The organism is Gordonia sp. NB41Y (assembly GCF_030718915.1).
Classification (GTDB): Bacteria; Actinomycetota; Actinomycetes; order Mycobacteriales; family Mycobacteriaceae; genus Gordonia; species Gordonia desulfuricans.
The window spans coordinates 1,845,450-1,861,912 of the sequence record NZ_CP132196.1; the positions used below are offsets into that span (position 1 = coordinate 1,845,450).

The following is a 16,463-nucleotide window of genomic DNA, read 5'->3' on the forward strand; positions in this document are numbered from 1 at the left end:
GAAACCCATCATAGTCAGGACCAGAGAACCCTCGTGGGTCGAACTGGGGACCTGCTCGTAGCGACTCGGAAGATCGGAACATATTCGCGAGGGGGTATAGCGCTTGAAAACCAAGAACAATAAACGCGCCGAGAATTAGACCTCCCTTACGCCCCCGAGGTCGTATAGCCGCAAGCAACAAACAGATTACCGCTCCTGCAGATACGAAGCGTGTATTGGTCAGAGGATTTAGGTATAGCACGCAGAGTCCGAGCGATAGGCCAAGTGTCAGAATCGCGCCTTCGCTCTTCCACCAGGCTCGTCGACCGCGAGCCCGGTCCTTCATCTGCATATGAGCAATTACTAGGATTGCTGCGCTCAATGCCAGTGATCCAGGAAGAATCTTGAGGAACCCCAGCATTGCCTGGCTCGAGTCAGCCGCGATCACACCCGAGTTGCGAAGCTCATCCTTAAGGGTGTCCCGAGAAGTGAACATTGCGGATATCCCGCCGCTCACGCTCAGAACTACGGGAGTAATCGCAATCGCTATTCCGACGTACAGAACAGATGCCGGCATTATCGGACGGCGAAGTCGACGTACTGGAGCAACAAAGATTGGCCGGCGCCACAAGCGCGCCAAGCGTATCGCTAACAGTACCGCACACGCCGACAGCAGGTGAATCAACAAGGCCTGCGTAACTACTCCACGGTAGCTGTACAGGGAATAGTCACGCCAGGCCGGGGTGTCCGAAGCAAGTTGGTACACCACAGGAATCCCTGACCAGACCAAACTGAAACCAAAGTATGTTATCTGGACTATACGTGCCCCAGAGACGAATCCGTCGATCACACCGACTGCACACACCGTGACGTATAGGAGTATCAATACAGCATGTGCTGCATCAGAGATTTTGAGGGCCGTCGGGAGGCAATAGGCGACAATGACGATGGGACCAGCGATGTACCAGATGGCCCCATACAAATCGATTCCCGAGAGTCGTAATGCATTCTTCCGAGACCTGCGTACTGTGGCTGATGTGCCGGTCAGGAGCTTGTCCACTCAGCAAACTCCTGTCGAAATCTATTCCTGCTATATTGGCCAGCGCGTGCTCGGCTCCTATCTGGATCGCAACCCAGCGCTATCTCGACTGAGTCCCTTACCGAGTCCGTATCCGAGAAATCAGCGACCGCACCAGTGAGTCCATTTTGGACGGTCTCACGTGCACCGCCCTCGATGTTCACGAGCACTCTGGCGCCCGCAGCCATCGCCTCCACTGGCATTATTCCGAAGTCCTCGACCGGAGGAAATACATACAACGCTGTCTGCTGATACAGCGAATACAAAAGAGCGTCGCTGACCCTCCCTAGGAATATCACGGGTACAGGGCTGTTCTTTGCCAAACTTCGTATTCTCGGAAGATCGGGCCCGTCACCGGCGATAACCGCGGGGATACCGGCAATTCTCGCAACTTCGAGTACCTTGTCCAAGCCCTTATAGTGAACCGCCCTTGAAGCCCCCAGGACGAACTGGCTTGGTAGGCTGGCAAACCTTCGTTCGTCCTCGCCTTGCAGGTCGCCTCGCCAATCTCGAGCACTTATGCGCTCGGTGTCTACTGGCGGATATATTACCCTAGCATCACGATCCCAGCAGCGGTTTATTCTGCTGCGCACGAAATTACTATTTGCGCAGAGTTTATAGCCCAGTTGCGCTGCTGATTTGTCTAATTTCCGCGCGAAGGCGACCGGTAGTCGAAACAGGGGATGACTCGCGCGCTGGTCGAGGCTTGGCTCCCAGATATAACGCGCTGGGGAATGGACAAATACATACTTGGGTACATCACGTTTCGGAACTAGTCGTGCATGGTGCGCGAAGAGATGGGATGAAACTATAATTCGATTATAGTTGGATCTGGCCAAAGTCCGCCAGACCATCGGCGATAGTACAACCGCAGCCGATTTTCGGCCGCTAGCCGGCAGTTTCGCTAAAGGTGACTGGCGAATCCTGGAGCCCACGTACCGATCTGGGTCGTCATTCCATAGGCAGTAGGCATCGTCCTCAGGATAAATGTCGAGAATCTCGTCAAGTACCTTTTCGGCACCTCCGAAGTTCTCGATCCATTCATGGACAATCAGCCCTGGCATTAGCTAAATTTCCTTCGTCATTGATTGAATTGGTCCAGAGAACGTGACTCCGCCGGAAATGCTTCTCTACTTAGTTCGTAAGGTATTCGCATTTTTTCGATACGGACGGTTTCCGCCCGCCTAAGTGCGGTAGGCCCACCCAGCATCTTCCCATCGCTCAGCTTCGAGGCACATGCGACCGTCGATAATGTTGGGTTTCCTGACGACCTGCCCAGTTTTCACCGGGTCAAGTTCTATGAACTCTTGCCATTCTGTAAGAATTAGTACAACATCTGCACCTTCGCATGCCTTCAACGCCCCCGTTGCGTAATCCAGAGTGGGAAATATCCTACGCGAGTTTTCCATGGCCTTCGGGTCGTACACAGACACCGATGCGCCCTGGAGCTGAATTTGACCGGCCACGTTTAGTGCGGGAGAATCCCGGACGTCATCCGATTCGGGTTTGAATGCCGCGCCCAGGATGGCAGCACGTTTGCCAAGGAGCGAGCCACCACACACCTCGCGTGCAAGTTCCACCATTCGGGTACGCCGGCGCATGTTGACGCTATCGACCTCTCGAAGGAATGAAAGAGCCTCAGCTGCACCGAGCTCTCCCGCCCTAGCCATAAACGCGCGGATATCCTTTGGCAAACAGCCGCCACCGAATCCCAGTCCTGCATTGAGGAAACGACGCCCGATCCGGGCGTCGTAGCCAATAGCATTTGCGATCGCCCGTACGTCGGCTCCGGCTGCATCACAAACCTCTGCGATGGCGTTGATGAATGAAATCTTGGTCGCAAGAAACGCGTTCGCAGATGTCTTCACAAGCTCTGCCGTGGGTGGGTCTGTCACGATGAACGGGATTCCCGCGTCCAGAAGGCTGCTGTAGATCTCGCGACTCACTGTCTCCGCTACGCCGCCCTGAAATGCTCCCAGAACCAGTCGGTCGGGATGCAGGGTGTCTTGAATAGCGAAACCCTCACGCAGGAATTCCGGATTCCAGGCAATCTCGATGGAAACGTCCTTAGCCAGTTCATCGGCGCGATCGGCTAGTCTCGCAGCAGTTCCGACGGGTACCGTCGATTTGCCCAAGATCAGCGCATCGTGAGTCAGGAGTGGCACGAGCTCTTCTAACGCGGCATCTACGTACTGTAGATCAGCGCTGTACTCTCCCTTTTTCTGCGGTGTTCCAACCGCAATAAAAAATACGTCGGCGAAATCTGCCGCTTCTGCGTATGATCCGGAGACCTGTAACTGGCCGGAGTCGATGTGCTTCTTCAGCAGTTCAGGCAGCCCGGGCTCATAGAATGGCACCTCACCACGAGCTAAAGAATCCCGCTTTTCTGGAATCACCTCAACGCCGAGAACTTCGTGGCCGAGCTCCGCCATGCACGCGGCATGGGTAGCTCCAAGATAGCCGAGTCCAAGCACAACCATCCGCATGTCAGTATGCTCCTTCCTTCGCAACGACCGCCCGCGCGGTGCGCCACAGAATCACGATGTCTTGCATGATCGACCAGTTCTCCACGTAAGAAAGGTCTAGCCGCACCGACTCCTCCCATGACAGGTCCGATCGACCAGACACCTGCCACAATCCGGTAATACCGGGCTTAACCAGCATTCGCCGTGCAACTCGACCGTCGTATTTCTCTACCTCATCGGGCAGCGGGGGTCGGGGACCTACCAAACTCATCGAGCCGCCCAGCACATTGAATAGCTGAGGTAGCTCATCCAAGCTGTACCTACGGATGAATCTCCCGACCTTGGTGACGCGTGGATCGTCGCGCATTTTGAACAGGACACCTGCGCCCTCATCCAGATGTGTGAGGTTGAGCTTGAGCCGATCCGCGTCCTGAACCATCGAGCGGAACTTCCACATCTTGAACGGTTGGTTGTTCAGGCCTATCCGAGTTGCGCGATAGAATACCGGGCCGCGAGAATCCAGCTTGACCGCGATTGCTAAGGCGATCAAGACAGGTGAGATACAGAGGAGGCCGAAAATGGCGCCGGCCCTATCAACGGCCGCCTTTCGGAACCGATTGGCACCCTCGTACCGCGGTTTGTCGATATGTAGCAAGGGAAGTCCCGCAACAGGACGGACCAGCATCCGAGGGCCAGCGACATCGGTCACACCCGGCGAAACCATCATCTCCACGGACATGCCTTCGAGATCCCACATAAGATCCTGCATTGCCTGATGTCCGAGAGCTTCCGTGCAGGTGATCGCCACTGTTGTTGCCCCCGTGTGAGCGACAGCATCTCGAACGTCGTCGAAGTCACCGAACACTGGGACCATCGTGTCGCCAACACGCATCTCCTCGGGTGTTCCCTTCCAGCTCGGCGGCAGGCAGACACCGACTACCCGGTATCCAAGTCCTGGATTCCCGAGGAAACGTTTCACAAGCGGCGCCGACTGCCCGACCGCTCCCACCACGAGGAGCCGCTCGAGGTTGCGTTCGTTCACTCGTTGTTGCGTCAAGCGCTGTCGCCAGCCCCATCGGGACAGCACCAGCCCTACGGTCCCTATCGGTAGGGCGATCAGGAGGAATCCACGTGCGATGTTGAGCCGGAAGAGAAGATCGACCATCGCCAGGACTCCAAAGACCGCCAAGCAGGCGGTGATCACGCGGCTGTACTCTTCCGGACCGGATCCAATTACCCGCCGGTCATATGTCTGGAACGCCCGTAAGGCGAGAACCCACGCTGCGATCAGCGCCGCCGAGACGAGCACCGCCGGCACACCGATGGCACCGTTCGGTTCGAGCGGTGAACCCGCGCCGAACCGCACGGCCTGCGCGACGCCCACAGCGACCACCACGACGAATACGTCCGTCCAAGCCAGTGACCGCAGGTACCCACCTACCCATGTTCGGCCGCGGGGACGGGGAGCCCCATCCGCGCACGTCGCAAGCATGTCCTGACTGAAGTCGATATCCCGGTCTGCGGTCACAACTGCCCCCAAACAGTCTGCATCGGTCGATCACCAAGCGACATCGGCGCGGCACCTTTCAGTCCTACAGGGACCTGAACCGGGGTTCAGGCAACCTGCTGCCCGTGGGCTGGTTGATCGTTCGGAATACGAAGTGAGTCGAACGACTCGCACGTGTACGAAAAAGATAAGCCCCAGCGCGCAATCAGGCAATCCAGAGTCTTCGAATCAAATGATTCAGATGACAGCGTGTTTCACCTGATCAGATCGAGGAGGAAACCACTAGAGGTGACGATTCGCGTTGCATGTCAACGCTTTTGGTGCGACGACGTCCGCACGATATCTCCTTCGATCCCGAACCCCGGAAGCCCTGGACTGTAGCAAAGAACGTGAACAGTTGGTTAATCCTGACCGGATCAGATTGTGGATTCGTCCGTCCGGAGGACAGACCCGGCGGTTCGCGATAGCTATCGTTGTGGATCAACACTCAATCACCGGCGACGTTTCGTAGAAACGTGACCCGCGTCACTATACGGACCGGATCGATTGATTCAGATATCGCGCAAGATTGCTGTCGAATTTGATTCACTATTCGTACAACCCTCGGCACACCGGGCGACGCTCGCCCGCGGGCGGCCACGTTCACACTCAGGAAATGGTGGTTCGTCTGTGTCAGGTCCCCCGCTCGCGCGACGTGCGCGGATCATCGCCGCAGCCATTGGCCTCCTCGACACCGGCGGCGTCGCAGCACTCAACATGCGGGCACTAGCCGCCGACCTCAACGTGCGGCCGATGACCTTGTACTACTACGTACCCAACAAAGCAATGCTCTTGGCGCTGATCGTCACCGACACTGCCAGCCATATTCGCTGGTCGTACGACCACGAGTCGCCGCGAGACCAACTCATCGCACACGCCTCAGAGGTGTACCGAACGTATGCAGCGATCACCTGGATGCCCGACGTCCTCCGCGCGGGCACACAGGCGGGTGCGCGCCCCTGCGTCGTGGCTGACCCATTTCTGACGACCGCAACTGCGATGGGGTTCGCGGAAGAGCGAGCGTCTGGGCTTTGGCGAGCGTGCTGGTTCCTCATCTCGTCGCAATTGCAAACGAGAGATGACCCCGAAGTTGGCGCTCACAGCCCTGGGTCCGCCGCACCGGAGGATGCGGATCTCACTGTCTACATCACAGCGCTCATCGACGGCATGATCGCCGCCACTCCCGAGGTGAAAGCTCCGACCGTCAGCGGTGTTCGAGCAGGTTGAGAAGGTAGGTGCCATAGCCGGACTTGGTGAGCTTCTCCGCGCGCGCAACCAGCTCCTCGTCGCTGATAAACCCGCAGCGCCACGCCACCTCTTCCGGTACGGCGATCTTGAGACCCTGCCGCCGCTCAACGGTGCGGACGAAGTTGCCCGGATCATGGTCGAGGTAATGGGCGTTCACGTCGGTCATCTCGTATCGAATCCTCCGAGCTACGTCCCCAGACCGAGCCCGTAGAAGATGTTGGTCGGCCAGGACAAGTGACACGGAATCATTCCCGATGTGTCTGTCCCAGCGCGATCGTTTGGGCAGGCCATCCAGCGCAGACTGCTACACGTAACTGATTTTCACACCAACCTGATCGCTCTTGCCCTGGAGCCCTGAAGTGCCGGGGCGTCCTTCGGGGTAGTGATGACCAACGTCCTGGGTACTGGCAAGCATCAGCGCGGATAGCGGGTAGTAGATCATCGGCGCGTCGTAGACGGTCACCGTCTACTTGCTGACACCTTGGGTAATGGATGGAGCCATGCGCCGGTTCCGCCGGTAAGGATGATTCCACGCATGCGTCAGAGGATAAGGGTTTTGCTTGCCAAACACATTTCCGGAATTGCAGGTGTTTCTCGCCGAACCGCTTGCCTCACTGCATTCCACCGTTCGCATGAACGAACTATTTCGGTCTCCGCGTACGACCGGTTAGGATTCGTGTTCGGCATCACGCCACGCACCGACCGGACCTGACATCGGTGTCGGCTCGAATCCCCGACCCAGACAAGGCGATCCACTCATGGCCCAGCTCGCAACCCGGCCGCCCCGCCGCGCCAGTCGTCGACTCACGCTGGCAACGGTGACCATCGCAACCGCCATCGGACTAGCCACCGGGATCAGCCCGGCTTTCGCGGTCGACCCCACGGTCGCGAGAACCTCGGCCGGGTGCTCGTTCGCGTCCACGTCCGATCGCACCAACAACGTGCAGACATGCAAGGTCTGGTCCGAGTCGATGCAGACCTATGTGACCGTCAAGGTCCGCCCATCCGATCAACCCACCGGCGAACAAGAACAAGCCGTCTACTTCCTCGGCGGGATCAACGATCCCAGCGGCAGTGCCGGAAGTTCGCTATACAGCACGCAATACAACTTGGTGATGATCAACGGGTCGACGAGTACCTGGTCCTCCAATTGGCAGTCACCCCCACTCGACTCTGACGGAAGCCCTCTCACCACTTCCAGCGGAGATACCTACGACCCGCAGTGGGAAACCTTCATCGGCGAAGAACTCCCCGACTACCTGAACGAGAACTTCGCGATTGACCAGACCGGCAACGCGATCGTCGGCCTGTCCATCTCCGGCGGACAAGCGGTGAACCTCGCCCTGAAGTACCCCGATCTGTTCAAGGTCGCATTGTCGACGTCGGGTTACTACCAGACAAACAATCCGATCGGATGGATTCTCATCCCGTTCATCTTGTCGTCACGTCAGGGCATTTCGAACGGTCTGGACGGAATGTGGGGCAACCCGTTCAGCGCCGGCAACACCTGGGCATCCAACGACGTGTTCGACCGGATCTGGCAGACCAAAGCCAACGGACAGACCATCATCGTCTCCACCGGCAACGGACTGATCGCCTCCCAGGCCGAGTGGGATGAACTCATGGCCCTCGGTGGAATCAGCGAGGCGGTGATGGGCAGCGTCCTCGAGTTCGTGTCCTTCGTGTCCGCGGTCATCTTGAACGCTCAGGCCGCGATCCTCGGCCTGCCGGTCGACTTCATCTACACCAACGGCGCCCACACCTGGCAACGGTGGGGACGAACCAATGAAGAAGAAGCGCAAAAGGTTCAGGACGCACTGAAGAAATACCAATTGCCGACCACCACCACCACGAGCGCCGACTCAGCCAGTGCCGCTTCCCTCGTCGCCAATGAGCCGACTATTCTCAGCTCTCTCACCGAGGTTCCGACAACTGACGATACGACGGCACCGGACGAGCCTGACACAATCGCGGCCACCACGGCCGAATCACCTACTTCGGAAGAAGCACTGGCTCCAGAGCCGGACGCGCTACCGGAGTCAGGTACCGCTGGTGAAACACCCGAGGTCGATGCCTCCGCCACACCCGATAGCCCTGTCGCACCAGACATGCCGGCTACCCAGGATGCACCAGAACCCAATGCAGGATCTCTTGCCACGGTGGTCGACCCAGACGCGAACCCCGCTCCCCCGGAGCCCGTGGATGAAGCTGCGTCGGACAGCGACGCTCCGTAGCCCACAGCGTTCCGCTGAACACACACCCATCCGATCGGGTCATGCATTTCCCCGACGTGGCGCCAGTTCCTGTCACCCGGCTGCTTCCAGAACCACTACTGTCAACACGTGGGCGGCGTGATCAAGCGAGTGCGAGTGGAATGGCTCGTCTGGACCGCTTGCCGCCATTGGCCCACATCCATTGCGACGTCCGAGGATGTAGCGCGGTTGCGCCATACGGCCCGGATTCTCGCGGGCGCGAATTTGCTACTCGAAGATCGAGACAAGCACAAGGTCGCGGTGCTGTCCCATCTTGGCGGCGCGCTCGAGGAGCTCTCACCGCTCGAGCCGTCGCGACCCCACCTGCTGGTGGCGATTCGACTGCATACCAGGGCGCTGGCACTCGCCTCCCAAGGCAGCGCAGACCGGGCCACGTGTGCGTCCAATCTGCTCACCGCGCTGCTCAGGCTGCACGAGACGACCGGGTCGTCGCAGGTTCTGCACAAGGCAACAATCGTCGCCAAAGAGGTCCAAGCGGAGATGGACGGACGCACCAAGGATGAGCGTGACCTCCCCGGGCTCGCGGCGTTGACATCCTTGGCCCTGCATCGGCGGCACCGGCAGGACCCCACCGAACTCCAATCTCTGGTGCACAACTACCGCACTGCCCTCGGCGCAGATCGCTCCTCCGGGGATATCGTGAGTTCCCGCCATCACGCCAACCTGGGTTCGGCCTACCTTCAACTCCACCGTCTGTCCGGCGATTCGCAGGACGTGGATGACGCCATCACCGAGTTCCGCACTGCGCGAAGCATTGCCGAGCGTCTTGGGACGGGCGTGGGCGAGGCACAGAGTGCACTCGCGTCGGGATTGGCGGTGCGCTACGACCTCGCCGGAGAGTCTCTGGACGACATCGTGGAAAGCGTTGACCTCCATGAGAAATCGATCACCGATCCCACGTTCGACCGCCACGAACTCAACCGACGCCGCAATGCGTTCGCGATTGCCCTGGTCCGTCTGTCACGACGCACCCGGCGTCGAGCAGACCTCGACCGAGCCGTGGACCTCTTCGAACAGATCCCCGATCCGGACCCTGACGTCACGGCGAACCTCGCCCACGCACTGCTCGAACGCGCCGATCGTTTCGAGACCGACGACGCCACGCAGGCCGCGACCATCCTCGACGAGATGATCGAAACCTCCGCACGAGATGATGATCCGCTCACATACGCCTTCACTGTGGCCGCGCTTGCGACCGCACTGTTCGAGACCGCAACCACTGAGGCAGACATCTACGATGCCGCCGCCCGAACCCGTTCGGCGATAGCCGTGATCGGCACCGACCATCCCGACCGTGCCCGTATGTTCTACGAGCTCGGCTGTGGACTGTTTGACGACGATGCGCCCCCGTCGCGGAGACTACTTGCACGCAAGGCCTTTCAGACTGCGATGCAAGAGGGTGTCGGTCCTGACTTCTGGCGCATCAACGCAGCAGCCATGGCCGCGCATGTCTCGGCCTCACTCGGCGACTGGAACACCGCTGCTGCCGACTATCACCAGGCACTCACGCTCACCGTCGCTTCGACACGTCCCTGGCGTCCTCCTCGCGACAACCACTCGTCGATCTCGGAAGCCGACACGCTCTTGGAAGATGCCGCCGCGGCAGCCTTGAACGCCGGTGATCCTCGCGGCGCGCTCACGGCAATCGATCAAGCACGAATCATCGTGCTCGACAACGCAACCGGACTCGGAAGAACGGACGCTCTGCGCCATGCCGCACCCGACCATTGGGCCCGGGCCGAGCAACTACGCCAGATCCTCACGGCTCTCGATTGGACCGCCACCGACGATGCTGTTCTCCACAGACTGGTGCGGACCCACCGGCGAGCCGGCCGATGACAGCGTCCCGATATGACCCGGTCCTCCGCGACATCGCGGCTGCGGTGAGCGCCTCGGCCGATGAGCACGACGATGCCGTCCTCGATCCCGACCTGCTCGCCAGATCATCCCGATTTCATGTGAACACACCATCGTTGACACCGCATGAGCGGGCGTTATTGGGTAGCTACCACCTCCTGCGGTACATGCGCCTCCCGGAAGGACCAGACGAAGCCGCCCTCACTGCGTGCAGTGAGTGGTACCAGAGTGTGCTGCCCGACCATCCCGAACTCGTTCCCCCACAGTTCCTTCAACCAGAGGAGGTGGATCCGAATACCGATATCGATCGGTTTTCTGCCCGCACCAAGAACACCGAGGGAGTCGAGTTCGCGTCGGCGGCCGGTACCCTGTGCGGGATGCTCGACGACCGATTCGAGGTGTCACAGGATGTCCGCGATCTTCACCTCGCGATCCACCACGGAACCGCCGCCTACCTCACACCAGCTCTGCCGGCCCGGGTGCTTGCGCCGGTAGCCGCCAATCTTGCCATCGCTCACCTACATCTCGCCGAGCACACCGGCAGTGACGATCATCTCGACCGTGCGGTCACGCTCTTGCGCGAGGCAGCCGACCTCGCCCCCACTGCAGATCATCACGCCAATCTCGCCTCGGCGCTGTACACCCGATTCGAAAGCCACGAGCAGCCCGCCGATCTTGAGGCAGCACTGGAATACTCAGCCAAGGCGGTCACCCCACCTACTCATGCACAGGCCGGCTGGTTGTCGCTGCGCGGCGCCATCCTGTGCACCGCCTATCTCCGCAGCCGCGTGCCGCGCCCCGAGCTTCTCACCGAAGCCGAGGCCACTGGCCGACGTGCGGTGGTTGCCACGGCCCTCGACAGCCCGCACTACGCCGGTCGTGCAACCAACCTCGCGATCACCCTGGCCACACGGTTCAGCTCGGTCGGCTCCGTCGAGCTCCTTGCTGAAGCAGAACAACTCGCCCGCGACGCAGTCGACGACACTCCGGCCCGACTCGCCAACCTGGCATCAATCCTGCGAGAGCATGGCGTGGCTCGCGGTGACCAGGATCGGATCGAGGAGGCGTTTCGGATCGCGCTGCGCGCTGCAACGGCGGTCCCGATCGATCATCTCGACCGTCCTGATCTACTGAGCGAGGCCGCCAACAGCGCCATGACCTGGTTCGACTGGTCGGGCGACCTGCCCGCCCTGACGACCGGCGTGACGCTCGGGCGATGGGCATGCGACGCCCTCGACGATTCCACACCGCATCGGTATGGGTCGGCACTGACCAATCACGCCATGCACCTGCTCACCTATGCCGAGGCCACCGACGATGCCGGGCAGTTGTCAGAAGCCTTGCGCTACGCCGAACTCGCGTGCCGGCACCTCCCGGACGATCCCAACGTGTTGTCGAATGTGGCGCTGCTGTCGCGATTGCGCGCAGACGTGGCCTCCGATCCCGAGCGGCGGTCGGCAAGCGTCGGATACGCCGAGCGTGCGCTGGCGGCTGCCCACAGATCGCACATCGACGAGGCACCGTTCCTCGCCAACCTCGCCCAGTGCCTGTGGACGGATACGCACGGCGAGCAGGCTCGCAACATCGCCGAGAAGGCGTTGGTGGCAACCGATCCCGGTCGCTCCGAGTATCAGGCGTTCGTGGCCATCCTTGCCCGGATCGCCGATAGCGAAGGCGATGATGCCGAAACCCGATGGCGGACGGTGGCGGATGCGGAGTCGACCCCCATCCCGTTGCGCGCCGAGGCTCGACTACAGGTCGCTGTCCACGCGGCACAGCGCGCCGACTGGAACACATCGATGGCGGCGTACTCGGCAGCGATAGCTGACACTGCCGAGCTCGCCTGGCACGGGATCGATCCGCTGAGTCGACTCCTCCGACTCACTGACCACGCCGACACCGCCGCCGACGGCGCGGCCGCGGCGCTCCACCACGACGACGCTCAGGAGGCGCTCGCGATGCTCGAGCGCGGCAGATCATTGGTGCTCAGGTCCGATCTCGACACGCGAGGCGACGTGCATCGGCTGCGTCGGTCGCATCCGGGAATGGCCAGACGGCTGGCATCGCTGGCCGCCGCACGCCGGGATCTGTGAGCTATCCGGTTGCCGGGCACTCGCCCAGGACCTGGATCTGTGTGGCGCCGTCGAGATTCACGGTCACCGTGGTGCCACCGGCGTCGAGAGCCACCGTTCCGTCGTGGGTGGCCTGGACTGCACCACACCACGCAACACCGGTTCGATCCACGATCCGCAGGACCGGTTCCGACGGCGCGGGCCCGTACCACGTGACACCCACCGCCGCGACCAGCATCGTCACACCGACACCGGCGGCAAACAATCCCCAACGCAGCCGCCCAAGGCGCCCCACGGCTTCGGTGTGGTCAGAGAGTGCGACGGCGTTCTGTCCGGGCGGCGAATCCTGCGGCGTGGATACTGGCTTGAGCGCACCGTAGGCGGACCGGAAGAGAAAGCCGACCGATACCACCCCGGCCACCAAAGCAACCGCGAGTAGGACCCCGACCGCGATCGAGGCGACGCGTGTCAGATCGCTGATGTCCGACGGTCCGGTGACGAGTCCGAAACCGAGTAGCGCGATGACCGCCGCCCCGATGCCCTTGGACCACGACGACGCCGCCGACCGCACCGCGGCGAGCTCACCCTCGCCGGCGCTTCGCAACGCGTGCGCATCCGCACGTACTGCGCCGGCGTCCGATTCAGCGATGCTGACACTGTGGAAGGCAACGCCGGTTTCGGAGATCTCGTACCGGAGTGACCACAATGCTCCACAACCGGACTCTCCTTCTGGATGTCCGGGATGGTCGACCCGACAGTCGCAGACCATCGCGACCCCCCTGTCTGCCGTGCCACCACCGGGGGCCACGTTGCGGTAGACCGTGTCGGTGAGAAGTGTCTGCATCTGATGGCAGCAGCGGGGGCAGCTGCCCGTCGCGGTGACGCCGTCCGCGTTCGGATTTGTGATGCCCGTGAAGTTCCGGGCTGCGGTCACCGACCATCCGTGAGGATCCCCGGGGGTCTGGATGTACTCGAGTTCGGTCATCGTCTGCTCCCCTACGGGCCGAGGTGGATCAACGACGCCCAAGTGTAGGGGTCGTCGGGTTTGGCAGATCGCAAGGCGCGCACGATCCTGCTGACTGCCGCGCCGGTGTGCGCGGTGACGAGCCCATCCGCGGTGACAAGGTCTCGGTAGAGATCCGCGAAGACGGTGCGGGCCACGTCATCGCGCAGTTCCCACAATGCACCGACCACGTGTCGGAATCCGCTGTAGTGCAGCGCAGTTGCCAATGTGATCGACTCGTTGAAGAGTTCTGATCCACCGGCTGCGGTGTCGCAGGCCGCCAGACCGGCAAGTTCGCGGCTTGCGACCGTCCGTGCGAGTTCGAACACCCGCAGCATGCCGTCCTTCAGGATGAACCCACCGTCACCAGGGGCGGACAGATTCTGGATCGCATGGCAGTCGAAGTGGACGCTGGTGCACTCGGCGAGAACACGATGCGCCTCGGCGACGGTGGCAGACCCTGACGATACGAGCAGCTCCGGGCCCACGAGCTCACGGAGGGGACCAGCAACGCCGAGGAGGTGATCGGTGTCCCCCAGAGTCGAGATGATCCCGAACCGCGATCCCGTCGGGTTGCCGGTTGGCTGTGCGCCACGTGAGGCGATCAGTGACCGAAGGCTCGGCGCATACGACGAGACAACCCGATCGACGAGCCATCCCGATGACGGCGATCCGGCGGCGTGAATCGGGAGCACCGCGAGCGGTCCCGTGGGGCTCCACCACACGCGCGATGTCCTGTCGACCAGGTACTTCCCCAGAGGCTCGACGAGCACGTCCCACAGCCACGAAAGAGTGTCCGCGAGATCCTCGTTCAGCTTGATCCGAGCCTGGTACTGCGCCTCCGTCGCGTCGCGGACGCCACGCGCAGCAGCGGGTGAGCGCGATGTGTTGAATTCCCTTCGCGCAGAATCAATGCCATTCAGCGTCGCGGTATGCCATACAAGATTCTCGAAATGGCGGGCAGTGCGCCGCTGCGCATCCTCGAGAGTCATGTCGGCAAGTGGTACGACGTCGATGGCGCCGTCGGCGACCACCAACGCGTCACATCGCCATCGACTCACGTTCACGACGATCACCGGCCCGTTGACACCCGCAGTCAGCAGATCGTCAACATCAGGCGGATCGAAGAACGTCTCGAAGCCGTCGAGCGACCGGATCTCGTCGACCAGCTCATCCCACTGCCGAGCGAGCACCCGGCGGCGATCGGAGTACGGCTCGTCGATGGTCATCGGATGAGACTAAGTGATCCTGAGGTGGAGGGGATATGGCTTCTGATGATCACCCATCATCTGGCTCCACCTATCCACTCGATGGCACTGTCAACTCCGGCAGCAATGTAATCCCTTGCTGCCGAGCGCGTCACTCCGCCGCCGATGGGAACGAGGTCGGCGAGCTACTCGTACGGGACGCCGACGTGACGGTCTTGTGTGTTCCGCGGAACACTCACGCCGCCACAGTCCGTTGTTCTTCTTGTTCCACGGCACGTTGGCGCGCTGCCCGCAACGCCCAGTTGGCATAGATGACGTCGGTGGCGTGCACGAGGTCGAGTCGGCGGCCACCACCACGCGGGGATACGGCGTCCGCCGATATCCGGGGGTTCGGCCTCCATCCCGGAGGCGCCGCGGTGGGTGGTGGTGTCGCCGACATCTCGGTGCCATCCGGTGCACGAAAGACGAACTGCTGCATACCGAGCGCCTCGATACCGAACTCGCCACGATGCAACGCACGATGATGCTCGGAGCACAACAGGATCAGGTTGTCGAGATCGGTACGGCCCCCGAGCGCCCACGCGACGACATGGTGAATGTGCAAGTGCCCGGTACGCTCACAGCCCGGGGTCTGACACGTGTGATCGCGCTGAACGATCGCCTTGATCTGGGTCAGCGTCGGCCGCCTCCGCTTCCGCCCGAAGTTCAGAACCGCACCGTTTCTGTCGTGGGTCACCTCGCGCACTGCAGCCGAACACGCAAGTTCTGCGGCCTCCGCCTCGGACAGCGCGGGACCGTGCTCCAGGTGTGGGTCGACGAGACCCGTGTCGGTGCCGTCGCCTTTGGCCAGTGTCGGGGTGAGGTGATCGTCGCCCATGTGCACGATCACCTCGGCAGTCGGCGCGAGCTCCGGAACCTCGATGGAGCTCTGCGCGATACCGGCCATCACCAACACCGCCGGTGCGATCTCCGACGGAACGTTGCGCCACAGCTGTTTGTCGCGCTGGATGCGCTCATAGCGATTCGTCGGTTCGGTGACGGTCTCGGCGACCTGCTCGTACGCGGCTGCGGTCTCGGGGTCCTCCAGATCCAAGGGTAGGTCCGGGTCACCATCGACCCGGGTGCGCTCGTACTCGGCGCGCGTCACGCCGGCAAGGAACTGTGCCGCATCACCAGCCGTGAGATGCATCGAGACCGAGAGGCTGCCATCGTCGTGCCACTTCCACGAGCCGGTCGACTGAGTGAACTCGGAGCGTTCCCCGGAACGCCGCCGGTCGATCGTGCGTGTCGCCCGGACCAGGTCTTCGACCTGCTTGGCGGTCGAGGCCATCGCGATGTTGACCAGCTCGCGTTCCCGAATCGGTGTCGCGACCCGCGTGATGGCACGAACCTTGGAGTACGAGAGCCTCCCCTGCCCAAAGGCTTCGGTCACCAACGGCAACTCCGCCAACGCCCGCGCCACCCGCAGATACTCGTGCGCCGTCCGCCTGGAGATACCGGTCCGCCACGACAACCAGTGCACACACGACGTCACGCCCACCGCATCAGCCCACGCACGACGTTTGTCGAACTCGGCCAGATACGCCAGGAACTGCGCCGTCATCGCGGTGATCTGCGAGGCGTACCCGACCAGCCGATCGCCGAGTTCGGTCCGCGACAGATCCTCCGGTGGCGTTCCGTCGAACAGCACCTCGACGTCGGCAGATGATGTGAACATGAACCCGCACCCCCAGT

General features: G+C 61.6%; 11 protein-coding genes and 1 pseudogene. 5 read left to right on the plus strand and 7 right to left on the minus strand.

The genetic code is table 11. The features are described 5' to 3' along the window. Positions 1 to 1,023: 1,023 nt before the first annotated feature. From Q9K23_RS07800 to Q9K23_RS07810, 3 genes are all read right to left on the minus strand, one after another. Positions 1,024 to 2,121: a glycosyltransferase gene (locus Q9K23_RS07800; protein ID WP_305950461.1), complete on the minus strand. Its 1,098-nt coding sequence runs from the start codon at positions 2,119 to 2,121 to the stop codon at positions 1,024 to 1,026. A 120-nt stretch (positions 2,122 to 2,241) separates the two neighbouring features. Then, the gene (locus tag Q9K23_RS07805) at positions 2,242 to 3,543 is read right to left on the minus strand and encodes a UDP-glucose/GDP-mannose dehydrogenase family protein (RefSeq protein ID WP_053778859.1); all 1,302 of its coding nucleotides are present in this window, start codon (positions 3,541 to 3,543) and stop codon (positions 2,242 to 2,244) included. A gap of 1 nt (position 3,544) precedes the next feature. Beyond that, on the minus strand, positions 3,545 to 5,014 hold the full coding sequence (locus tag Q9K23_RS07810) for a sugar transferase (RefSeq protein ID WP_053778880.1): 1,470 nt from the start codon (positions 5,012 to 5,014) through the stop codon (positions 3,545 to 3,547). 684 nt (positions 5,015 to 5,698) lie between these two features. Here Q9K23_RS07810 and Q9K23_RS07815 point away from each other — a divergent pair. Continuing rightward, entirely contained in the window at positions 5,699 to 6,295 is a 597-nt protein-coding gene (locus Q9K23_RS07815; RefSeq protein WP_020791756.1) for a TetR family transcriptional regulator, read from the plus strand. Here the strand turns inward: Q9K23_RS07815 and Q9K23_RS07820 are convergent. Further along, a pseudogene (locus tag Q9K23_RS07820) lies at positions 6,273 to 6,853 on the minus strand (sugar phosphate nucleotidyltransferase). The gene Q9K23_RS07815 and the pseudogene Q9K23_RS07820 sit on opposite strands and share 23 nt — an antisense overlap. Positions 6,854 to 7,134: 281 nt before the next feature. Here Q9K23_RS07820 and Q9K23_RS07825 point away from each other — a divergent pair. The 3 genes from Q9K23_RS07825 to Q9K23_RS07835 all read left to right on the plus strand — a co-directional run bounded on the left by Q9K23_RS07825 (position 7,135) and on the right by Q9K23_RS07835 (position 12,539). Continuing rightward, complete coding sequence (locus Q9K23_RS07825) at positions 7,135 to 8,550, plus strand: alpha/beta hydrolase-fold protein (RefSeq protein WP_053778861.1); 1,416 nt, start codon at positions 7,135 to 7,137, stop codon at positions 8,548 to 8,550. Between the two features lie 108 nt (positions 8,551 to 8,658). Further along, positions 8,659 to 10,428 carry a hypothetical protein gene (locus Q9K23_RS07830; RefSeq protein WP_152972943.1) on the plus strand — a complete coding sequence of 590 codons (1,770 nt, stop codon included), beginning with the start codon at positions 8,659 to 8,661 and terminating at the stop codon, positions 10,426 to 10,428. Beyond that, the gene (locus tag Q9K23_RS07835) at positions 10,425 to 12,539 is read left to right on the plus strand and encodes a hypothetical protein (RefSeq protein WP_020790438.1); all 2,115 of its coding nucleotides are present in this window, start codon (positions 10,425 to 10,427) and stop codon (positions 12,537 to 12,539) included. Before Q9K23_RS07830 ends, Q9K23_RS07835 begins: the two co-directional genes overlap by 4 nt. A 1-nt stretch (position 12,540) precedes the next feature. Here Q9K23_RS07835 and Q9K23_RS07840 read toward each other — a convergent pair whose 3' ends face one another. Both Q9K23_RS07840 and Q9K23_RS07845 read right to left on the minus strand, forming a co-directional pair. Further along, positions 12,541 to 13,503: a hypothetical protein gene (locus Q9K23_RS07840; RefSeq protein ID WP_020790435.1), complete on the minus strand. Its 963-nt coding sequence runs from the start codon at positions 13,501 to 13,503 to the stop codon at positions 12,541 to 12,543. Between the two features lie 11 nt (positions 13,504 to 13,514). After that, positions 13,515 to 14,513, minus strand: a complete 999-nt coding sequence (locus tag Q9K23_RS07845) for a CHAT domain-containing protein (protein ID WP_305950462.1) — start codon at positions 14,511 to 14,513, stop codon at positions 13,515 to 13,517. On the opposite strand from Q9K23_RS07845, the gene Q9K23_RS07850 reads away from it, so the two are divergent. After that, positions 14,475 to 14,861, plus strand: a complete 387-nt coding sequence (locus Q9K23_RS07850; RefSeq protein WP_020789847.1) for a hypothetical protein — start codon at positions 14,475 to 14,477, stop codon at positions 14,859 to 14,861. The two genes, Q9K23_RS07845 and Q9K23_RS07850, sit on opposite strands and share 39 nt — an antisense overlap. A 103-nt stretch (positions 14,862 to 14,964) precedes the next feature. Here the strand turns inward: Q9K23_RS07850 and Q9K23_RS07855 are convergent, their stop codons facing one another. Next, the gene (locus Q9K23_RS07855; protein WP_020789849.1) at positions 14,965 to 16,446 is read right to left on the minus strand and encodes an HNH endonuclease signature motif containing protein; all 1,482 of its coding nucleotides are present in this window, start codon (positions 16,444 to 16,446) and stop codon (positions 14,965 to 14,967) included. Between the last annotated feature and the right edge of the window lie 17 nt (positions 16,447 to 16,463).